The sequence below is a fragment of the Mesorhizobium sp. KACC 23794 genome, assembly GCF_052180275.1.
GTDB lineage: Bacteria > Pseudomonadota > Alphaproteobacteria > Rhizobiales > Rhizobiaceae > Kumtagia.
Genome location: NZ_CP197465.1, coordinates 3964517 through 3981662 on the forward strand (window position 1 = coordinate 3964517; position 17146 = coordinate 3981662).

Below are 17146 nucleotides of genomic sequence, written 5' to 3' on the forward strand. Positions count from 1 at the left end.
CGGTCAGGCGCGGCCGGAAGCGGCGGAGCGCATTTCCGCGAAGGTCGTGGCCACCTGGGCGGCGGCCTTGACGACGCCAGCCGCAAGCGCGCCGGCCGTCCCTTCGCCGCCCGATATGCCGAGGTCGAGGATGGGTTTCAGCCCGAGCCTTTCGACCGCGCGCGCCAGCCCGGCATCCACCGGCCGCTGCGCCACGAGGCAATGGGCCGTCGCGCTCGCGTCGAGTTGGTGAAGGAGCGCCGCGGCGGCAATCGCCGCGCCGCCGTCGAGGATGACCGGCACGCGCTCCATGCGCGCCGCGAGGATCGCTCCGGCAATCGCCGCGAATTCACGCCCGCCCAGCCGCCGCAGCGTTTCCAGCGGATCGCTGAGATGCCCGCGATGCAGGGCCAGCGCCCGGTCGACGATTTCCGCCTTGCGCGCCATCATCGCGGCATCGGCGCCGGAGCCCTGCCCAACCCAATCGGCGCCCGAACCGCCGAACAGGGCGGCAAGCAATGCCGCGGCCACCGTCGAATTGCCGACGCCGAGATCGCCGATGCAGAGCAGGTCCGTGCCGCCGGCCACCGCCTCCATGCCGAACGCCATGGTCGCCGCGCAGCCGCGCTCGTCGAGCGCCGCCTCGGCGGAAATGTCGCCGGTCGGCAAATGCAGCGCGAGGTCGAAAACCTTCAGCCCGACATCGTTGGCCAGGCAGACGCCATTGATCGCCGCGCCGCCCGCGGCGCAGAGTTCGACCAGCCGCGCCGTCTCCTCGACCGGGCGCGGCGACACGCCGTGCACTGTCACGCCATGGTTGCCGGCGAACACCGCGACCAGCGGCCGGCGTACCGCCGGGGCGCGTCCCGTCCAGCGCGCCAGCCACACCGCGATCTCCTCCAGCCGGCCCGGCGATCCGAAGCGGCGCGACCGTGACAGGAAGTCGAAGCGCACGCGCTCGGCCAGCCCCTCGTCGCCGGCAGGCAACTGCCGCATCAGGGCGCGGATGTCGTCGAAGGGGAGTGCTGATTCCATGTCGCGTCCACCACAGTCGGTCGTCGTTGCCGGGGGCATAGACGGTCCCGCCACGTGGCACAATCGCGCCCTTGCATTGCTTGTCCGCCTGTCCCATGTGCAGGAGACCAAACGGAAATCTTCAGACCGTGATCGAATCGCCCTGCATCCTCGTCTGCTCGATCGACATGAAGACGGGCTATTGCTTCGGCTGCGGCCGCACGCGCGACGAGATCGCCGGGTGGATCGGCATGACCAACGACGAGCGGCGCGGCGTGATGGCGCTGCTGCCGGCCAGGCTGGAGACGGTGGAGCGCCGGCCGCGCCGCGAGACCCGCCGCACGCGAATGGCGCGCGAGCGCGGCATGGCGGAGTGACGGATGAACCGCTATTTCATCGGCATCATCATCGTCGGCATCGGGCTTGCGGTGCTGCTGGTCACCCATTCCAGCGGCTCCATTCTGGGGCTGGACAGCAACAGCTTTGCCCGGCTGGTCTATGGCGGGGCGATCATCACGGTGCTCGCCGCCGGTCTGCTGGCGTCGCGCCGCAACCTGAGCGGCGGCTTGCGCGCCGCGGCCGCCTGGCTGGCGATCGCGCTCGTGTTCGTCGCCGGCTACCAGTACCGCTACGAGTTGCAGGACGTGGCTTCGCGCGTCACCGCCGGACTAGTGCCGGGCAGCCCGCTGTCCAGCGTCGACGGCGACGGACGCGCCACGGTGATGATGGAAAAGCGTGAGAACGGCCATTTCGAGGTGCGCGGCACGGTCGAGGGCGCGCCGGTCGATTTTCTGGTCGACACCGGCGCCACCAGCACCGTCCTGACCGTGGACGATGCCCGCCGCGCCGGCATCGACGTGAATTCGCTCGCCTATTCGATTCCCGTCGCCACCGCCAACGGCACCACCAACGCGGCGAGGACGCGGGCACGCGAAATCACCGTCGGCAGCATCATACGCCGCAACCAGCCGATCCTGGTGGCCGCCGAAGGCACGCTCGGCCAGAGCCTGCTCGGCATGAACTTCATCTCGACCCTGTCGGGCTTCGACATGCGCGGCGACCGGCTCACCTTGCGCGATTGAGCGCTACGATCCGCTGCTCGCCCGCGATTGGATAATCTGGCTGTGGTTTATACCAACGGGCCGAAGCTTGACCGTTGGCGCTGGACCCGCCTGCCGGCACCTTCTCCCCGTAAGGACGGGAAGAAGGGAGAAGCGGCGACTTTGCGGCCTGCCACCTTCTCCCCGTCCCCCTATCGCGTTCACTCATCTGGCTCTCCGTCGTACAGGCGCAGCCTCTTCCGAATCGGCTTCATGGTTTCGAGTCCGAGGCATGATGGGGTGGACGACCCTTTCGTCTGTCGACGATGTATCCGGCCACCGTCTCCGACCGCCTCCAGCGATGACGCCCGGTGGCAAGGACGGTTCGAAGACAAGGCGGCGTCGACGCCTACGCAGAGCGCAGACAGAGCCTGCCAGATTGCTCGATAAGTGAACGATGTGTCGAACGATAGCCATCTTTGGTGAACGACGGGCTTGGGCTATCTTCGCCGCGACTTCAAACCCCTCCCTGGAGAAACATCATGTCCGTCAACGATTCCCTGACCCGCGCCTACCCAGCCGGCGGCTCCGCCGTCGTCCTCGCCGCCCGACTGCTGCTCTCGATCCTGTTCCTCTTCGCCGGCTTCGGCAAGCTGACCGACATTTCCGGCACCGCCGGCTGGTTCGGCAGCATCGGCCTGCCGCTGCCGATGGTGGCCGCGGTCGTCGTCGGCCTGCTCGAATTCTTCGGCGGCCTCGCCATCCTCGTCGGCTTCAAGACGCGCATCGCGGCCATCGCCCTCGCGGTCTTCACCATCGCCGCCTCGCTGGTCGCCCACACCAATTTCGCCGACCAGATCCAGATGCTGATGTTCCTGAAGAACCTGTCGATCACCGGCGGCCTGCTGGTGCTCTCCGCCTTCGGCCCCGGCGCGCTGTCACTCGACGCCCGCCGCGGATAACGCCGTATCGCATTGTCAAAATGCGGGGACAGTCTGCTTGATTCCGACGGTCGTCATGTCTGCGTGACGGCGGGACCCGGAACCGAACGGACTGTCCCCCTATCCCTTTCCTGCACAATCCGGGCGCGCGTCTGGGTCAGCCAAAATTTCCCCGGTGACACTTCGCCGGTCGTGGCGCACACTCCGGCGATTGCCGGAGCCCATCATGCCCATCGACGCCGCAGCGCTCATCGCCCGTTTCCTGCTTGCCATCGTCTTCATCCCGAACGGCATCATGAAACTCTCGAACATAGCAGGCACTGCCGGCTATTTCGCCGGCCTCGGAATGCCGGCGCCGACGCTGGTCGCCTGGGGCAGCGGCTTTTTCGAACTGATCGCCGGCATCTGCATCGTCGCCGGTTTCCGCACACGCATCGTCGCGATCCTGCTCGCGCTGTTCTGCGTCGCCGCCGGCGTGCTCGGCCATGCCGGCCAGGGCGTCGACGATCCGGCCATCGCCTTCCTGCACATGCAGGCGCTGCTCAAGGACATCGGGCTTGCCGGCGGGTTTCTCGCGCTGGCGCTTGCAGGCCCCGGCCGCTTCTCGATAGACGGCGCGCGGGCCTGAGTCTTATTCCTCGCCGATCACAAGTTCCAGCTTGCGGCTGGTCACCCGCGCCAGCTGCGCCAGCCGGCCGGCGGGCCGCTCGCCGGCCAGCCGCCCAAAAGCCTTCGGTACGACCAGCGCCAAGCCGTCATTCGGCCGCCGCTCCCATTTCAGCGTCGGGATGACGCCGGGCATCGACGCCGACAGCAGGTAGACGACACGCATCATCGCGCCGAGCAGCCGCGCCCGCTCCAGATAGCGCGGCGTGGCGAGCGCGGCGATCTCGGCGACGCCGGCGTCGTTGAACACGCCCTGATGGCGAAAATAATTGGTCAAAGCCAGGAAGGCCCGGCCGGGATGGTCGACGCCGATGAAGGAGGCGTGGGCGATGATGTTGAGCGACTGGGTGCCGCGATATTCCGGATGCGCGCGCCAGCCGATGTCGGCCAGCAGGCAGGCGGCGCGGCGGTAGCGCACCTCTTCCTCGGTCTCGTCGATGCCGAAGACGCCGAAGGAATAACCCGTCCAGTCCGCCAGTTCGCGCGCATGCATCACCGAGCGGGCGCGCAGCAACGCCAGTTCCTCGGCGGCGGAGATCAGCGGGTCGGTCCGTTGCTCCTGCGGCGACAGCAGCGAATAGAGGAAGCCCTCGCGCACGCCGAGCGCCGAGACGACGACCTTCGACGGCTTCATCGCCGCGATGATCTCCAGCAACACCGCGGCGCCGTAAGGCAGCAGCGAGCGGCGGCTCTTCGACACGCCGTCGATGCCCTTGATCTTGTCGGTCTCCCCGCGCGCCACCTGGCGCAGGAAGGGCAGCGAGCTTTCGATGCCGAGTTCGTAGTGGTGCATCACCGCGAGCGGATAGTTGGTGACATTCATGTGCAGGCGGGCGAGGTTTCGCCAGGTGCCGCCGACCGCGTAGAAGGCCCGGCCCTCGCCGCCCTTCAGCAGTTTCGCCCGCGCCAGCTCGTCACGGGCGATCTTCGCAGCCGTCGCCAGCGAGTTCTTCGCCATGTCCTGCAGCCTGAGACCGCCGAGCGGCAAGGTGATGCCGTCGCCGATGTTCTCGCCGTTCACGTCGACCAGTTCGAGGCTGCCGCCGCCAAGGTCGCCGGCAATGCCGTCGGCCGGGTGAAAGCCGGAAATGACACCGAGCGCCGAATAATAGGCCTCCTCGCGGCCGGAAAGCACGCGGATCTCGGTGCCGAGAATCTGCTCGGCGCGATGGATGAAGTCCGGACCGTTCACGGCTTCGCGCGCCGCCGCCGTGGCGATCACATAAAGCTCCTTCGCACCGGCCTGATCGGACAGCGCGCGAAAACGCCCGAACTCGTCGACCGCGCGGGTGACGCCCTCGGGATCGAGCTTACCGGTCGACACGATGCCGCGGCCGAGGCCGGCCAGCATCTTTTCGTTGAACAGGACGGTCGGCGCGCGCGCGATGCCTTCGTAGACGACGAGGCGGATCGAGTTCGAACCGATATCGATGATCGAGATCGGGCTGCGATCCTGCAGCCGACCCTGGGAGTTCGACAGCATCCGGGGCCTAGGTCGCGGCTGCTGCGGACTTCTTGCGGCGCTTGAACTGCGCGATCTGCTTGGGAGCGCTGCTCTTCAGCGCAACGCCGCGCCCGGACAGGCTGGGATTGGTCATGAAATATTCCTGGGCGTTGAACGGTTCCTCGCCCTCGTCCGGCACGATGCGCCGCGAGGTGCCGTCAGCCAGTACCTCAAAGCTCTGCTGGTTGTCCATTATGTTGCCGAGCATGATCTGGCCCAGCACCTGTTCATGCACAGTCGGATTGGTGATCGGCACCAGCGTCTCGACGCGGCGGTCGAGATTGCGCGGCATCATGTCGGCCGAACCGATATAGATGACCGCCTCGTCGGACGGCAGGCCGTGGCCGTTGCCGAAGCAGAAGATGCGGCTGTGCTCGAGGAAACGCCCGACGATCGACTTGACGCGGATGTTGTCGGAAAGGCCGGGCACCTGCGGCCGCAGGCAGCATATGCCGCGGATGACAAGGTCGATCTCGACGCCGTTGCGGCTCGCCTCGTAGAGCGCGTCGATTATCGTGGGGTCGACCAGCGAGTTCATCTTCATCCAGATGCGCGCCGGGCGCCCCTCGCGGGCGTGGCCGATCTCGTCGGCGATGTGCTTGAGGATGCGCGGGCGCAGCGTCTGCGGCGACATGCCGATCCTCATCTCCTCGGCCGGCTCGGCATACCCCGTGATGTAGTTGAAGATCTGCGCGACGTCGTGGGCTATGCCCGGGTCGGTCGTGAAGAACGACAGGTCGGTGTAGATGCGCGCGGTGATCGGGTGGTAGTTGCCGGTGCCGAGATGCACGTAGTTGCGCAGCTTGCCGTCCTCGCGGCGCACCACCGACGACATTTTTGCGTGGGTCTTCAATTCCAGGAAACCGAACACCACCTGCACGCCGGCGCGCTCCAGGTCGCGCGACCAGCGGATGTTGGCTTCCTCGTCGAAACGCGCCTTGAGCTCCACCAGCGCCGTCACCGATTTTCCGGCTTCCGCCGCGTCGACCAGCGCGCGCACGATCGGGCTGTCGTTGGAGGTGCGGTAGAGCGTCTGCTTGATCGCCACTACGTCGGGGTCGGCCGCCGCCTGGCGCAGGAACTGCACCACCACGTCGAAAGATTCGTAGGGGTGGTGGACGATCATGTCCTTCTCGCGGATCGCGGCGAAACAATCGCCGCGATGGTCGCGCACGCGCTCGGGAAAACGCGGGTTGAAGGGCACGAACTTCAGATCGTCGCGGGCGACCGCCACGATCTCCGAAATCTGGTTGAGCGCCAGCGGCCCGTGGATGACGCTAATGCGGCTCGACGAGACGCCGAGTTCGCCGGCGACGAAATCGCGCAGTTCCGCCGGCATCCGGCCGTCGAACTCGATGCGGATCACCGAGCCGCGGCGGCGCCGCTTCAGCGCCGTTTCGAACAGGCGGACCAGATCCTCCGACTCTTCCTCGACCTCGATATCGCTGTCTCGGATCAGCCGGAACGTGCCCGAGCCTTTCAGCTCATAGCCGGGGAAAAGCCGGCCGATATAGACGCCGACCGCCTCCTCGATCGGGATGAAGCGCACGCGCTTCGGCTGGTCGGGCAGCCTGATGTAGCGCTTCAGCGCCACCGGTAGCCTCAGCAGCGCGTTCATCTCCTCGCCGTCCTTGCGGTGCCTCAGTTTCAGCGCGATCGAGAAACCGAGATTGGGGATGAACGGGAACGGATGCGCCGGGTCGATCGACAGCGGCGTCATCACCGGAAAGATCTGCTGCTGGAAATGGTCCTCCAGCCAGACCTTTTCGTCCTCGGTCAAGGCATCGGCGGTGACCGTCTCGATGCCCTTTTCCTGCAACAGCGTCTTCAGCGCGGCAAAACTCTCCTGCTGGTCCTCCTGCAGGCGGCCGACCTCGTGCAAAAGCTGCTCCAGCTGCTGTTCCGGCGTGCGCCCGTCAGGGCTGCGCAACGCGATGCCCTCGCGCACCTGCCCGGCCAGCCCGGCGACGCGCACCATGAAGAACTCGTCGAGGTTGGCGGCCGAGATCGACAGGAAGCGCACGCGCTCCAGCAGCGGATGGCGGACGTTCTGCGATTCCTCCAGCACGCGGCGATTGAACTGCAACCAGGAGAATTCGCGGTTGACGAAACGGTCGGGATTGCCCGCCGCCATCTCGGCAGCGACCGTCTCCGCCGCCGCAAATTCCGCCTGCAATGGTCTCAGTTCGTTCATGGCAGCAAAAATCCCCGGCTGTCGCCCGCATTCGACGCGGCAGTCTACCTCCTGACAGGGGAATGTGACAGTTTGATTTCAGAACCGGTTACCCTTTCCGTACCGCACGGACAGACGATCGTTTCGGCAATCTTCGATGCCGTGAATGCTCCACCGCCTAAGAGGCGGTGGCTTCGGGTTACGGCTCAAAGCCGGATCGGTCCGCCGTCGGCGGACGCGGCATTCACTCACGTCACGTTGAACTCGTCATCGGGCTCGGGTGGCATCTGGTTCTTAATGTACTCCATCCACATCTCGTCCGTGACGTTGCCGCTCGTCGTCACCCAATAGCCCCGCGCCCACAGATGCTGACCCCAGTAGCGCTTGTGCAATATCCCGAACTCACTCAGCAACTTGTGCGAACTGCGCCCTTTCAGGTGCTGCACGGCGCGCGATACAGACAGGCGCGGCGGGATCGACAACAGCATATGCACATGGTCACGGTTGATCGACCCGGCGTGAATGACCATCTCGTGCGCTCGCGCAGTCTCCCGTAGCAATTCTCGGCAGCGGTTGCCGACATCACCGCCAAGCACCGCGTAGCGGTACTTCGTCACCCACACCAGATGATACTTACAGTCCCAAGCTGTGTGGCTGCCACGCTTGTACGCTTCCATAAAGCCAATCTACACAGGATGCGACTCAATCCCAGCCGCCTAAAGGCGTGGGGTTTCCTGATCCCCTATCGGGGACTCTAAAAAAATGCCCTGTGATCCGCCCTCTATGCGGTTTGCGGTTTGACAGTCGTTGCAACTACGGCGAGCGTGGAGGGATAGCAATTTCGCGGGAGAGCATAAATTCCATGCGAGTTCCTGGGTTGACGCCGGTCGGAAGTTGGCTGACGCAGTTGATCAGCCTTTGTGTTGGCTTCTTGATTATCTGTGCAACGACAGCGTTTGCCGGTGGCGCTAAGCCCCATCCGGACGCAGCCAGACTATTCGCGAACGCTGGATTCGGAGACAAGCTTCGGCCCTGCGAGACGATGCAGCCGCAGCAGATTGCCGACTGCACGTCACTACATTCGGATATCGCTCGAATAGTTGAGGAAATTTCAGTCAGCAGGCGAGAGGACGCGAAATGGTTCATTGCCTCCTATATCGCCGGCAGGTTCGACCGTCTTATAGAATGCCTGGAAACGACATGCGACGGGCTGTTCGTTGTGGAAGATCGCGCTGGGCCGCAATGGGCCACCCGTTGGCGTCAAATGCTTCGATTTCAAGCCTGCATTCACGCCATTCCCGCCGTCAAGGATGAGGAAACTGATGCTGGATACGCCGCATCATACAGGTTGGATTTGGCTTTAGCAGGCGGAGTGCCGGAATGCTCACCTATGATGGACAAATCGGAAGACGGCCAGATATTGAAGAAATTCAACCTGCATGGCGTTTTCTAGAATAGCCATTAATGAGAGGGTTTTAGAGGGAAAATGGCTACGTATGGCCGCTGTTGGCGAAAACCCTCGCCCCTGCTAAGACGCGGCAAAGCGATCAGGAGACGAAAAATGGCTGGCGGCGCGATTCCCCATTTCCAGAACGATGCCGGGCATGCGGCGATCGAGATCGGCGTGAAGGAATTCATGTGCGTCGGCGCCAACCCGCCCTTCGACCATCCGCATGTCTTTTTGGACATGGGCGCCGACGACGAGAAGGTCTGCCCCTATTGCTCGACGCTCTACCGCTACGACCATGCGCTGAAGGCGACCGAGACGCGGCCGGAAGGCTGCACCTATTTCAGCCAGGCGGCCTGAGCGGAGCGCGGCACGCTCCAGGTCCGGCCAAGTCGGACTGCTATGGCTCCTGCCCGGCCTTCCAAAATCCTGATCGCCGGCGCCGGCATCGCCGGGCTGACCGCAACACTCGCCTTTGCGGCGCGCGGCTTTTCCGTGCAATTGTTCGAGCGCTCCGCACAGTTGCGGGAGGTCGGCGCCGGGCTTCAGCTTTCGCCCAACGCCACCCGCATCCTCGGTCGCCTCGGCGTGCTCGGCCATCTGGAGGGTTTTGCGGTTCGCCCGCCGGCCATCGTGCTGCGCAGCGCGAAGGACCTGCGCGAACTCGCCCGCGTCCCGCTCGGCGACGCGGCCGAGAAGCGCTGGGGCGCGCCCTACCTCGTCGTCCACCGCGCCGACCTGCAAGGCGCCCTGCTGGCGGCGGCGAACCGAAGAGGACGGATCTCGCTCGCCATCGGCTCCGTCGTCGGCGACTTTCAATCGACGCGATCGGGCGCGACAACCGTCACGGTCGAGGCCGACGGGGTGAAACGAACGCATGAAGGCGCCCTGCTCGTCGGCGCCGACGGCGTGTGGTCGACGCTGCTGAACGCCGTTTCGCCGGGTTCGCCAACCCGCTCCGCAAAACTCGTTGCGTGGCGGCGGACGATTAACGCCGATAACCCGTTGATCCATAACCTTTTTACGGACCTGACGGTCAATGCGTTCCTGCATCCGGGCTTTCATCTCGTCGCCTATCCGCTGCGCGGTGGCTCGGAGTTCAACCTCGTGGCTTTCACGCCAGGCCGGGTTGCCGGCAAGGATTGGCAGGTCGCAATCGACCCCGCGCCCTTGCGCAATATGCTGGGCAGGACAGCCTCGCGGCTCGCCGCGCTGGCCGAGGACGCGGGCGCCTGGACCGCATGGCCCATCCATACGGCCGACCATCGCCAATCCTGGAGCCGCGACGGACTGGTGCTGATCGGCGACGCGGCGCATGCGATGACACCCTTCGCCGCGCAGGGAGCCGCCATGGCAATCGAAGACGCGGATACGCTGGCGTCGGCGTTTTCATCCGGTTCCAGCCCGTCGGTCTCCCTGGCGGCCTGGGAAAAGAGCCGGCATGAGCGCATCGAAAAAGTCGTCCGGCGTGGTGCCTTCAACCGCTTCGTCTGGCATGCCGCCGGACCGGTCGCCTGGGCGCGCGACATCGTGCTCGCCGCGCGCCCGGCCGAAAGCCTCGCCGCCGACATGGACTGGCTCTACGGCCATGACGCCGGCTCGCTAGAATAGAACGGATTCAATTGTAGAGGTCGAGCGACCACTTCAGCGTGAGCGGCAGCGGGTTCCACAATCCCGTGGTGATGCCGGCCTCGCGCAGGCCGCGTGCGGTCCATGTGTTGCAGCCGACAAGTGCCGTGAACGTGCCGTCCGCCTCGTAGAAGCGGTCGTAGCGGCCGTATTCCGCCCCCGCGATGACCGTTGGCCCGCGCGCATCGTCCTGAAAACTGTCGCGGATAAACGTCAGCAGCGCGGAAAACTCCGCCTCGCTGACATCGAAACCGCTCACCACCGGGTTCGGCTCGCCGATCGGGCCTGCCAGGCTGACATGCATGGCCGCCCGGTCGAGCGTCAGCCCCTTCAGCAGCGGCATGGGCTTCAACTGGTCCCAGGTCGGCGTGGCGATGTAGAACTCGCGGCTGCCACGGCCGAAGACCAGGTAGGCGACGTTCGGGTCGGCGATCGGCAACCCGTCCGGCATCAGAAAGCCGAACGCCTCCAGCACCTTGCCATCGACGGGAATGGCGATGTCGGTATGGATCGGATTGGACAGGACCAGAATCCGCCGCGTCTTCGCCGCGCCGTCCGATGCCGAAGACAGCAGCGGGCGCGGGATCACGGTCCCCAGCGCGACCGCCAGCACGGCCAGCAGGACGAACGCTGCGCAGGCGCGAAAAAGTCTCTTCATGTCAAAGCTTTACGGGCCTTCGTGCAGAGCCGGACTCAAATCCTGGAAAAGAAAAGCCCGGCAAATGCGCCGGGCTCAAGGCAGACCGATCGACGCTTTGCCTCAGTGCAGGATCTGGCTGAGGAACAGTTTCGTGCGCTCATGCCGGGGATGGTCGAAGAACTCGGCGGGCGTGTTCTGCTCGACGATCTGGCCCTGGTCCATGAAGATCACCCGGTTCGCCACCTTGCGGGCAAAGCCCATCTCGTGGGTGACGCACAGCATGGTCATGCCTTCCTCGGCGAGGCCGACCATGGTCTCCAGCACTTCCTTGATCATTTCCGGATCGAGCGCCGAGGTCGGCTCATCGAACAGCATGATGCGCGGGTTCATGCAGAGCGAGCGGGCAATGGCAACGCGCTGCTGCTGGCCGCCGGACAATTGCCCAGGATATTTATTGGCCTGCTCGGGGATCTTCACGCGGCGCAGGAAGTGCATCGCGGCTTCCTCCGCCTGCTTTTTCGGGATCTTTCGCACCCAGATCGGCGCCAGCGTGCAGTTTTCCAGAATGGTCAGATGCGGGAACAGGTTGAAGTGCTGGAACACCATGCCGACCTCGCGGCGCACCTCGTCGATCTTCTTCAGGTCGTTGGTCAATTCCTTGCCGTCGACGACGATCTTGCCCTTCTGGTGTTCCTCCAGCCGGTTGATGCAGCGGATCATCGTCGACTTGCCGGAGCCCGACGGGCCGCAGATGACGATGCGCTCGCCGCGCATCACCTTGAGGTTGATGTCCTTCAGCACATGGAACTCGCCATACCATTTGTGCATGGCCGCGATCTCGATGGCGACGTCTGTGTCGGAGACGTGCATCTTCTTGACATCGACCTTGATTTCTTCGGCGCTGACTGCGTTTTCAATGACCATCGATGGTTCCCTTTAAGCGAGGCTCGTTTTCCGCGGCTATTTGCGGTGCCCGGTGTCGAGCCGGCGTTCCATATATTGCGAATAGCGCGACATGCTGAAGCAGAAAATCCAGAAGATCGCGGCGGCGAAGACGTAGCCCGTCTTGGCGGTCTGCGGCGTCGCCCAGGTCGGATCGCCGGATATACTCTGCTTCACGACGCCGAGCAGGTCGAACAGCGAGATGATCAGGACCAGCGTGGTGTCCTTGAATAGACCGATGAAGTTGTTGACGATGCCCGGAATGACCAGTTTCAGCGCCTGAGGCATGACGATCAGCCCCATCTTCTGCCAGAAGCCGAGACCGAGCGAGTCCGCGCCTTCATATTGGCCTTTCGGGATAGCCTGAAGGCCGCCGCGTATCGTTTCCGCCATGTAGGCCGACGAGAACAGCGCCACGCCGATCAGTGCGCGCAGCAGCTTGTCGAAGGTCATCCCCGGCGGCACGAACAAGGGCAGCATGAAGCTCGCCATGAACAGCACCGCGACCAGCGGCACACCACGCACCGTTTCGATGAACACGACCGACAGCAGCTTGACGATGGGCATTTTGGACCGTCGTCCGAGCGCCAGAAATATTCCCAGAGGCAAAGACGTGACGATGCCCACATAGGAGATCACCAGCGTGACCATGAGGCCGCCCCACAACGGCGTCTCGATATAGGGCAATCCGAAGAAGCCGCCCACCAGCAGGAAGAAGGCGACGAATGGAAACACGGCGAAAAACAGGATGGCGTTAAGCCGCTTGTAGGGCGCGCGTGGAATGAGCAGAGGCGCCAGCAGAATGATGAAGAGGATGCCGCAAAGGATGACGCGCCAGCGCTCGTCGACCGGATAGCGGCCGAACATGAAAAAGCCGAAGCGGCTCGTCACGAACGGCCAGCAGGCGCCAGACCAGCCGACCGCAAGCTGCCCGCCCTGTTCCGTCGTCAGGCAGGCGGTTCGGTCGGCGCCGCTCCAGACGGCGCTGAAGAACAGCCAGTTCAGGATCTGCGGCAGCACCCATGCAATCGCCAGGGCGGCAACCACCGTAATCGCGGAATTGACGGGCGTTGAAAACAGGTTGTTGCGCATCCAGGCGCCCGCGCCGACCTGACTGGACGGCGCGGCCTGCGCCAGCGTCATTTCCGTCCTTACCCAGGAGAGATCATGTTCCTGCATGGTCTATCTCTCCTTCAGGGCCATCTTGGTGTTGAACCAGTTCATGAAGGCGGAGGTGACAAGGCTGATCGACAGATAAACGATCATGAAGATCACCACGACCTCGATCGCCTGTCCGGTCTGGTTCAGGATGGTGCCGCCAACCGAGTAAAGTTCGGGATAGCCGATCGCCACGCCGAGCGTCGAATTCTTGGTCAGGTTGAGATACTGGCTGGTGAGCGGCGGAATGATGATGCGCAGCGCCTGCGGGATGACCACGAGGCGAAGGCCCTTGGCGGGCCGCAGGCCGAGCGCGGAGTAGGCCTCGGTCTGTCCTTTCGGCACGCCCAAAATCCCCGCCCGGACGATCTCGGCGATGAACGAGGCCGTGTAGAAGGACAGGGCCAGAAGAAGAGACAGGAATTCCGGCTTGATATTGGTGCCGCCCGTGAGGTTGAAGGCGCCCTTCTGCGGGAATTCCAGAGTGGCTGGCATGCCCGCCGCGAAGAAGGCGAGCACGGGCAACCCGACGAGCAGCACCAGCGAGGTCCAAAACACCGGGAACTGCTGACCCGTCGCTGCCTGGCGCTGGCGGGCGCGACGCACCACAAACCATACCATCGCGATCGCCAGCAGGACGGCGATGTCGATGAGCCATAGCCTGCCTGCGAGTACCGGCGACCAGTCGATTTGAGGCAGAAACCCGTCCCAACTCAAACCGGGCAGGAACGCCCCTTCCCAGACTACGGCGGGCAAGAAGAAGCCGCGCACATTCAGGAACGAGTCGAACGGCAGCGAATAGCTGTCACGCACCAACGGCAGCAGAGCCAGCACACCCTGATACCAGAACAGGATGACCAGAAGCGGCGGGATGTTGCGGAAGATCTCGACATAAACCGTACAGACCTTACGGATCAGCCAGTTGTTCGACAGCCGGCCGATACCGACCAAGAAGCCGACAATCGTTGCGAAGACAATGCCGGCAGCCGCGACTTTGAGTGTATTCAGGATGCCGACGACCAGAGCCCTGAAGAAGGTCGAGTCGGACGTATATTCGATCAGACGGTCGGAAATGTCGAAACCGGCGCGGCCGCGCAGAAAGGCGAAACCCGTCGATATGTTTGAACGCCGGATGTTCTCGATCGTGTTGTCGACGATCCACCAGATGCCGGCCACCAGAAGCAGCACCAGCACGACCTGGAAGACGAAGCTTCTGACTTTCGGATCGTAGAGGGGCGAAGCCTTGGCGGGCTGCCCCCCGCTGACGATAGCGTGTGTCGCCACAGGGTTCCCCTTCCTACGGCTGTCAGGCCCGGACCGGATTCGGTCTCGGACCGAAAAGGGCCGGAGGTTGATCCTCCGGCCCCGTCGGGTCGATCAGCGGATCGGCATGCCGTATTGCAGGCCGCCCTTGGTCCACAACGCGTTGACGCCGCGCGCGATCTTCAGCGGGCTGCCGGCGCCGACATTGCGCTCGAAGATCTCGCCATAATTGCCGGTGGCCTTGATGATGTTGGCCACCCAGGCATTGTCCAGACCAAGATCGGTGCCGATCTTGGTCTCGGCTTCGACGCCGAGCAGGCGGCGGATGTCCGGGTTCGTCGAGTTCTTCATCTCCTCGACATTGGCCTGGGTGATGCCGGCTTCCTCGGCATTCAGCAGCGCGTAATAGGTCCACTTGACGATGTCGAACCACTTGTCGTCGCCCTGTCGGACGGCCGGTCCGAGCGGCTCCTTGGAGATGATCTCAGGCAGCACGACGTGGTCGTCGGGAGCCGACATCTGCAGACGCACCGCATAGAGGCCGGACTGGTCGGTGGTGTAGGCGTCGCAGCGGCCCGCGTCATAAGCCGCATTGGCTTCCTCGAATTTCTCGAAGACCACCGGATTGTATTCGAGGTTGTTCGCCTTGAAGTAGTCGGCGAGGTTGAGTTCGGTCGTGGTGCCGGACTGCACGCAGACCGACGCGCCGGAAAGCTGCAGCGCCGAGTTGACGCCCGGAAGCTTCTTGGCGTTGATCATGAAACCCTGGCCGTCGTAATAGGTGACGCCGCCGAAGTTCAGGCCGAGCGCGGTGTCGCGGTTGATCGTCCAGGTCGTGTTGCGCGACAGGATGTCGATCTCGCCCGACTGCAGCGCGGTGAAGCGGTCCTTGGCGGAAAGGCCGGTGAACTTGATCTTCGTGCCATCGCCGAAGACGGCAGCGGCGACGGCGCGGCAGAAATCGACGTCGAGGCCGGTCCACTCGCCCTTGTCGTTCGGCGCCGAGAAGCCCGCGAGGCCGGTGTTGACGCCGCACTGCACGAAGCCCTTGGCCTTGACATCCTCCAACGTACCGGCGGACGCGGCAGAAACCGCCATTCCAAGCGCAGCCGCGCCGAGAATGACTTTCAATGTATTTTTCATCGACAAAAGCCCTTTCTGTTTTAACGGGATCGCTTCCCGAATTTCCCCTATGAGGCGGCGTTTCCCGTTCGGGCCCATTTCCCGAAACGCGGTATCGTTGATGATACGCGCGCCGTATTCCCCATTAAGACCTGTATCGAAGGCGATTATTCCCGCGAGGTCAAGCGGAATGACCGCGAGTACATAAGTTTGGAATCAGGATGTTGCCGCAGGCGGCTGGACGAGACGGCTTTGCCGGGAATGGCGGTCGACCGGCAATACATTATCCGCGCATGCGGCGGCCGGCCGCCTCTGGCGCAATCTCTTCCGCCCCCTGACAAAGCCGGCTTGTTGCAGCATAACGCGGCGCACTCTAAGGCTCTTCGCACAGACGAGAGCGGAGACGAAATGGCCAGCCGAGACTATAGCCAGATGGGCGCCAACACGCGCCTGGCACACGCCGGAAACGACCCGCGCGATTTCTTCGGCTTCGTCAATCCGCCGGTGGTGCATGCCTCGACCGTGCTCTACCCCGATACGGCGACGATGGTCGCGCGCGCCCAGAAATACACGTACGGCACACGCGGCACGCCGACCACGGACGCCCTCGCGGCCGCCGTGGATGCGCTGGAAGGGTCGGCCGGAACCATCGTCGTCCCGTCGGGACTGGCGGCGGTCACCGTGCCGCTGCTCGCCTTCCTGTCCAGCGGCGACCACATCCTGATCACCGATTCGGTCTACCATCCGACCCGGCATTTCGCCGACACGATGCTGCGGCGCCTTGGTGTCGAGGTGGACTATTACGATCCCCTCATCGGCGCCGGGATCGATACCGCGATGAAGCCGAACACCAGGGTCGTGTTCACCGAATCGCCGGCTTCCAACACCTTCGAGATTCAGGACATCCCGGCGATCGCACGCGTGGCGAAGGCGCGCGGCGCCATCGTGATGATGGACAACACCTGGGCGACGCCGCTGTTTTTCCGGCCGCTCGACCATGGCGTGGACATCTCGATCCACGCCGCCACCAAATATCCGGCCGGCCACTCCGACGTGCTTGCAGGCACCGTGTCGGCCAACGAAGCCTGCTGGAGCAAGCTTCAGGAGACGTTCTTCACGCTCGGCTGCTGTTGCGGTCCCGACGACGTCTATCAGGTGTTGCGCGGCCTGCGCACCATGGGTGTGCGGCTGGAGCGGCATCAGCAGAGCGCCCTGGAACTGGCGCGCTGGCTCGAAAACCAGCCCGGCGTGGCGCGGGTGCTGCATCCCGGGCTGGAGAGCAATCCCGGCCACGCAATCTGGAAGCGCGATTTTTCCGGCGCCAGCGGCATTTTTTCGATCGTGCTCGACGGCGGCGGAGCGGCGCGCGGATATGCCTTCCTCGACGCCTTGCGGATATTCGGGCTCGGCTACTCCTGGGGCGGCTTCGAAAGCCTCGCCGTGGCTCCCCTCATCGGCGACCGCGTCATCGCCAGGAGCGCCTACGAAGGAGCGCTGCTGCGCTTGCAGGTCGGCCTCGAGGATGTCGCCGACCTGAAGGCGGATCTCGAGCGGGGCCTTGCAGCGGCGGCGGCTTGACGCGCGCGGCCCGGCAGAGGCATTCCCGCCGGGCAACGGCCTGTCGCGGC

17 protein-coding genes are annotated in these 17146 nt (G+C 64.2%); 8 read left to right on the forward strand and 9 right to left on the reverse strand.

Features of this window, described 5'->3' with window-relative positions; all coding sequences use genetic code 11:
- Positions 1-3: 3 nt before the first annotated feature.
- Positions 4-1014 carry a nicotinate-nucleotide--dimethylbenzimidazole phosphoribosyltransferase gene (locus ACSBOB_RS19430; protein ID WP_442577731.1) on the reverse strand — a complete coding sequence of 337 codons (1011 nt, stop codon included), beginning with the start codon at positions 1012-1014 and terminating at the stop codon, positions 4-6.
- Positions 1015-1109: 95 nt separating this feature from the next.
- On the opposite strand from ACSBOB_RS19430, the gene ACSBOB_RS19435 reads away from it, so the two are divergent.
- The 4 genes from ACSBOB_RS19435 to ACSBOB_RS19450 all read left to right on the forward strand — a co-directional run bounded on the left by ACSBOB_RS19435 (position 1110) and on the right by ACSBOB_RS19450 (position 3602).
- Positions 1110-1370 carry a DUF1289 domain-containing protein gene (locus ACSBOB_RS19435; protein WP_442577732.1) on the forward strand — a complete coding sequence of 87 codons (261 nt, stop codon included), beginning with the start codon at positions 1110-1112 and terminating at the stop codon, positions 1368-1370.
- A 3-nt stretch (positions 1371-1373) separates the two neighbouring features.
- Positions 1374-2075, forward strand: a complete 702-nt coding sequence (locus ACSBOB_RS19440) for a retropepsin-like aspartic protease family protein (RefSeq protein ID WP_442577733.1) — start codon at positions 1374-1376, stop codon at positions 2073-2075.
- A gap of 500 nt (positions 2076-2575) precedes the next feature.
- Positions 2576-2995 (forward strand): DoxX family protein, encoded by a 420-nt coding sequence (locus ACSBOB_RS19445; protein WP_442577734.1) that lies wholly within the window; start codon positions 2576-2578, stop codon positions 2993-2995.
- Between the two features lie 205 nt (positions 2996-3200).
- Complete coding sequence (locus ACSBOB_RS19450; RefSeq protein ID WP_442577735.1) at positions 3201-3602, forward strand: DoxX family protein; 402 nt, start codon at positions 3201-3203, stop codon at positions 3600-3602.
- Between the two features lie 3 nt (positions 3603-3605).
- Here ACSBOB_RS19450 and ppx read toward each other — a convergent pair whose 3' ends face one another.
- From ppx to tnpA, 3 genes are all read right to left on the reverse strand, one after another.
- Positions 3606-5123, reverse strand: a complete 1518-nt coding sequence (ppx, locus tag ACSBOB_RS19455) for an exopolyphosphatase (protein ID WP_442577736.1) — start codon at positions 5121-5123, stop codon at positions 3606-3608.
- Positions 5124-5130: 7 nt separating this feature from the next.
- Positions 5131-7338 (reverse strand): RNA degradosome polyphosphate kinase, encoded by a 2208-nt coding sequence (locus ACSBOB_RS19460; RefSeq protein ID WP_442577737.1) that lies wholly within the window; start codon positions 7336-7338, stop codon positions 5131-5133.
- 227 nt (positions 7339-7565) lie between these two features.
- The gene (gene tnpA, locus ACSBOB_RS19465) at positions 7566-7994 is read right to left on the reverse strand and encodes an IS200/IS605 family transposase (protein ID WP_442577639.1); all 429 of its coding nucleotides are present in this window, start codon (positions 7992-7994) and stop codon (positions 7566-7568) included.
- A 185-nt stretch (positions 7995-8179) separates the two neighbouring features.
- Between tnpA and ACSBOB_RS19470 the strand changes: the two genes are divergently transcribed.
- The 3 genes from ACSBOB_RS19470 to ACSBOB_RS19480 all read left to right on the forward strand — a co-directional run bounded on the left by ACSBOB_RS19470 (position 8180) and on the right by ACSBOB_RS19480 (position 10375).
- Positions 8180-8770: a hypothetical protein gene (locus tag ACSBOB_RS19470; RefSeq protein WP_442577738.1), complete on the forward strand. Its 591-nt coding sequence runs from the start codon at positions 8180-8182 to the stop codon at positions 8768-8770.
- A 108-nt stretch (positions 8771-8878) separates the two neighbouring features.
- The gene (locus tag ACSBOB_RS19475; RefSeq protein WP_442577739.1) at positions 8879-9124 is read left to right on the forward strand and encodes a zinc-finger domain-containing protein; all 246 of its coding nucleotides are present in this window, start codon (positions 8879-8881) and stop codon (positions 9122-9124) included.
- A 42-nt stretch (positions 9125-9166) separates the two neighbouring features.
- Positions 9167-10375, forward strand: coding sequence for an FAD-dependent monooxygenase (locus ACSBOB_RS19480; protein WP_442577740.1), 1209 nt, complete (start codon positions 9167-9169; stop codon positions 10373-10375).
- A 7-nt stretch (positions 10376-10382) separates the two neighbouring features.
- Here ACSBOB_RS19480 and ACSBOB_RS19485 read toward each other — a convergent pair whose 3' ends face one another.
- The 5 genes from ACSBOB_RS19485 to ACSBOB_RS19505 form a co-directional block, all read right to left on the reverse strand.
- Positions 10383-11051: a TIGR02117 family protein gene (locus tag ACSBOB_RS19485; protein ID WP_442577741.1), complete on the reverse strand. Its 669-nt coding sequence runs from the start codon at positions 11049-11051 to the stop codon at positions 10383-10385.
- A 102-nt stretch (positions 11052-11153) separates the two neighbouring features.
- Positions 11154-11957 carry an amino acid ABC transporter ATP-binding protein gene (locus ACSBOB_RS19490; RefSeq protein WP_442577742.1) on the reverse strand — a complete coding sequence of 268 codons (804 nt, stop codon included), beginning with the start codon at positions 11955-11957 and terminating at the stop codon, positions 11154-11156.
- Positions 11958-11993: 36 nt separating this feature from the next.
- Positions 11994-13154, reverse strand: a complete 1161-nt coding sequence (locus ACSBOB_RS19495) for an amino acid ABC transporter permease (RefSeq protein ID WP_442577743.1) — start codon at positions 13152-13154, stop codon at positions 11994-11996.
- Positions 13155-13157: 3 nt separating this feature from the next.
- Complete coding sequence (locus ACSBOB_RS19500) at positions 13158-14417, reverse strand: amino acid ABC transporter permease (RefSeq protein WP_442577744.1); 1260 nt, start codon at positions 14415-14417, stop codon at positions 13158-13160.
- Between the two features lie 93 nt (positions 14418-14510).
- Entirely contained in the window at positions 14511-15539 is a 1029-nt protein-coding gene (locus ACSBOB_RS19505; protein WP_442577745.1) for an amino acid ABC transporter substrate-binding protein, read from the reverse strand.
- A gap of 387 nt (positions 15540-15926) precedes the next feature.
- Between ACSBOB_RS19505 and ACSBOB_RS19510 the strand changes: the two genes are divergently transcribed.
- The gene (locus ACSBOB_RS19510; protein WP_442577746.1) at positions 15927-17096 is read left to right on the forward strand and encodes a cystathionine beta-lyase; all 1170 of its coding nucleotides are present in this window, start codon (positions 15927-15929) and stop codon (positions 17094-17096) included.
- Positions 17097-17146: the final 50 nt, after the last annotated feature.

Excerpts from the sequence above, each read along its gene's own strand:
- ACSBOB_RS19435 (WP_442577732.1), top strand. The coding sequence starts at position 1,110 with ATGTGCAGGAGACCAAACGGAAATCTTCAGACCGTGATCGAATCGCCC.
- ACSBOB_RS19430 (WP_442577731.1), bottom strand. The coding sequence starts at position 1,014 with ATGGAATCAGCACTCCCCTTCGACGACATCCGCGCCCTGATGCGGCAG.
- ppx (WP_442577736.1), bottom strand. The coding sequence starts at position 5,123 with ATGCTGTCGAACTCCCAGGGTCGGCTGCAGGATCGCAGCCCGATCTCG.
- ACSBOB_RS19460 (WP_442577737.1), bottom strand. The coding sequence starts at position 7,338 with ATGAACGAACTGAGACCATTGCAGGCGGAATTTGCGGCGGCGGAGACG.
- ACSBOB_RS19485 (WP_442577741.1), bottom strand. The coding sequence starts at position 11,051 with ATGAAGAGACTTTTTCGCGCCTGCGCAGCGTTCGTCCTGCTGGCCGTG.
- ACSBOB_RS19505 (WP_442577745.1), bottom strand. The coding sequence starts at position 15,539 with ATGAAAAATACATTGAAAGTCATTCTCGGCGCGGCTGCGCTTGGAATG.
- tnpA (WP_442577639.1), bottom strand. The coding sequence starts at position 7,994 with ATGGAAGCGTACAAGCGTGGCAGCCACACAGCTTGGGACTGTAAGTAT.
- ACSBOB_RS19475 (WP_442577739.1), top strand. The coding sequence starts at position 8,879 with ATGGCTGGCGGCGCGATTCCCCATTTCCAGAACGATGCCGGGCATGCG.
- ACSBOB_RS19490 (WP_442577742.1), bottom strand. The coding sequence starts at position 11,957 with ATGGTCATTGAAAACGCAGTCAGCGCCGAAGAAATCAAGGTCGATGTC.
- ACSBOB_RS19480 (WP_442577740.1), top strand. The coding sequence starts at position 9,167 with ATGGCTCCTGCCCGGCCTTCCAAAATCCTGATCGCCGGCGCCGGCATC.
- ACSBOB_RS19470 (WP_442577738.1), top strand. The coding sequence starts at position 8,180 with ATGCGAGTTCCTGGGTTGACGCCGGTCGGAAGTTGGCTGACGCAGTTG.
- ACSBOB_RS19450 (WP_442577735.1), top strand. The coding sequence starts at position 3,201 with ATGCCCATCGACGCCGCAGCGCTCATCGCCCGTTTCCTGCTTGCCATC.
- ACSBOB_RS19510 (WP_442577746.1), top strand. The coding sequence starts at position 15,927 with ATGGCCAGCCGAGACTATAGCCAGATGGGCGCCAACACGCGCCTGGCA.
- ACSBOB_RS19495 (WP_442577743.1), bottom strand. The coding sequence starts at position 13,154 with ATGCAGGAACATGATCTCTCCTGGGTAAGGACGGAAATGACGCTGGCG.
- ACSBOB_RS19445 (WP_442577734.1), top strand. The coding sequence starts at position 2,576 with ATGTCCGTCAACGATTCCCTGACCCGCGCCTACCCAGCCGGCGGCTCC.
- ACSBOB_RS19440 (WP_442577733.1), top strand. The coding sequence starts at position 1,374 with ATGAACCGCTATTTCATCGGCATCATCATCGTCGGCATCGGGCTTGCG.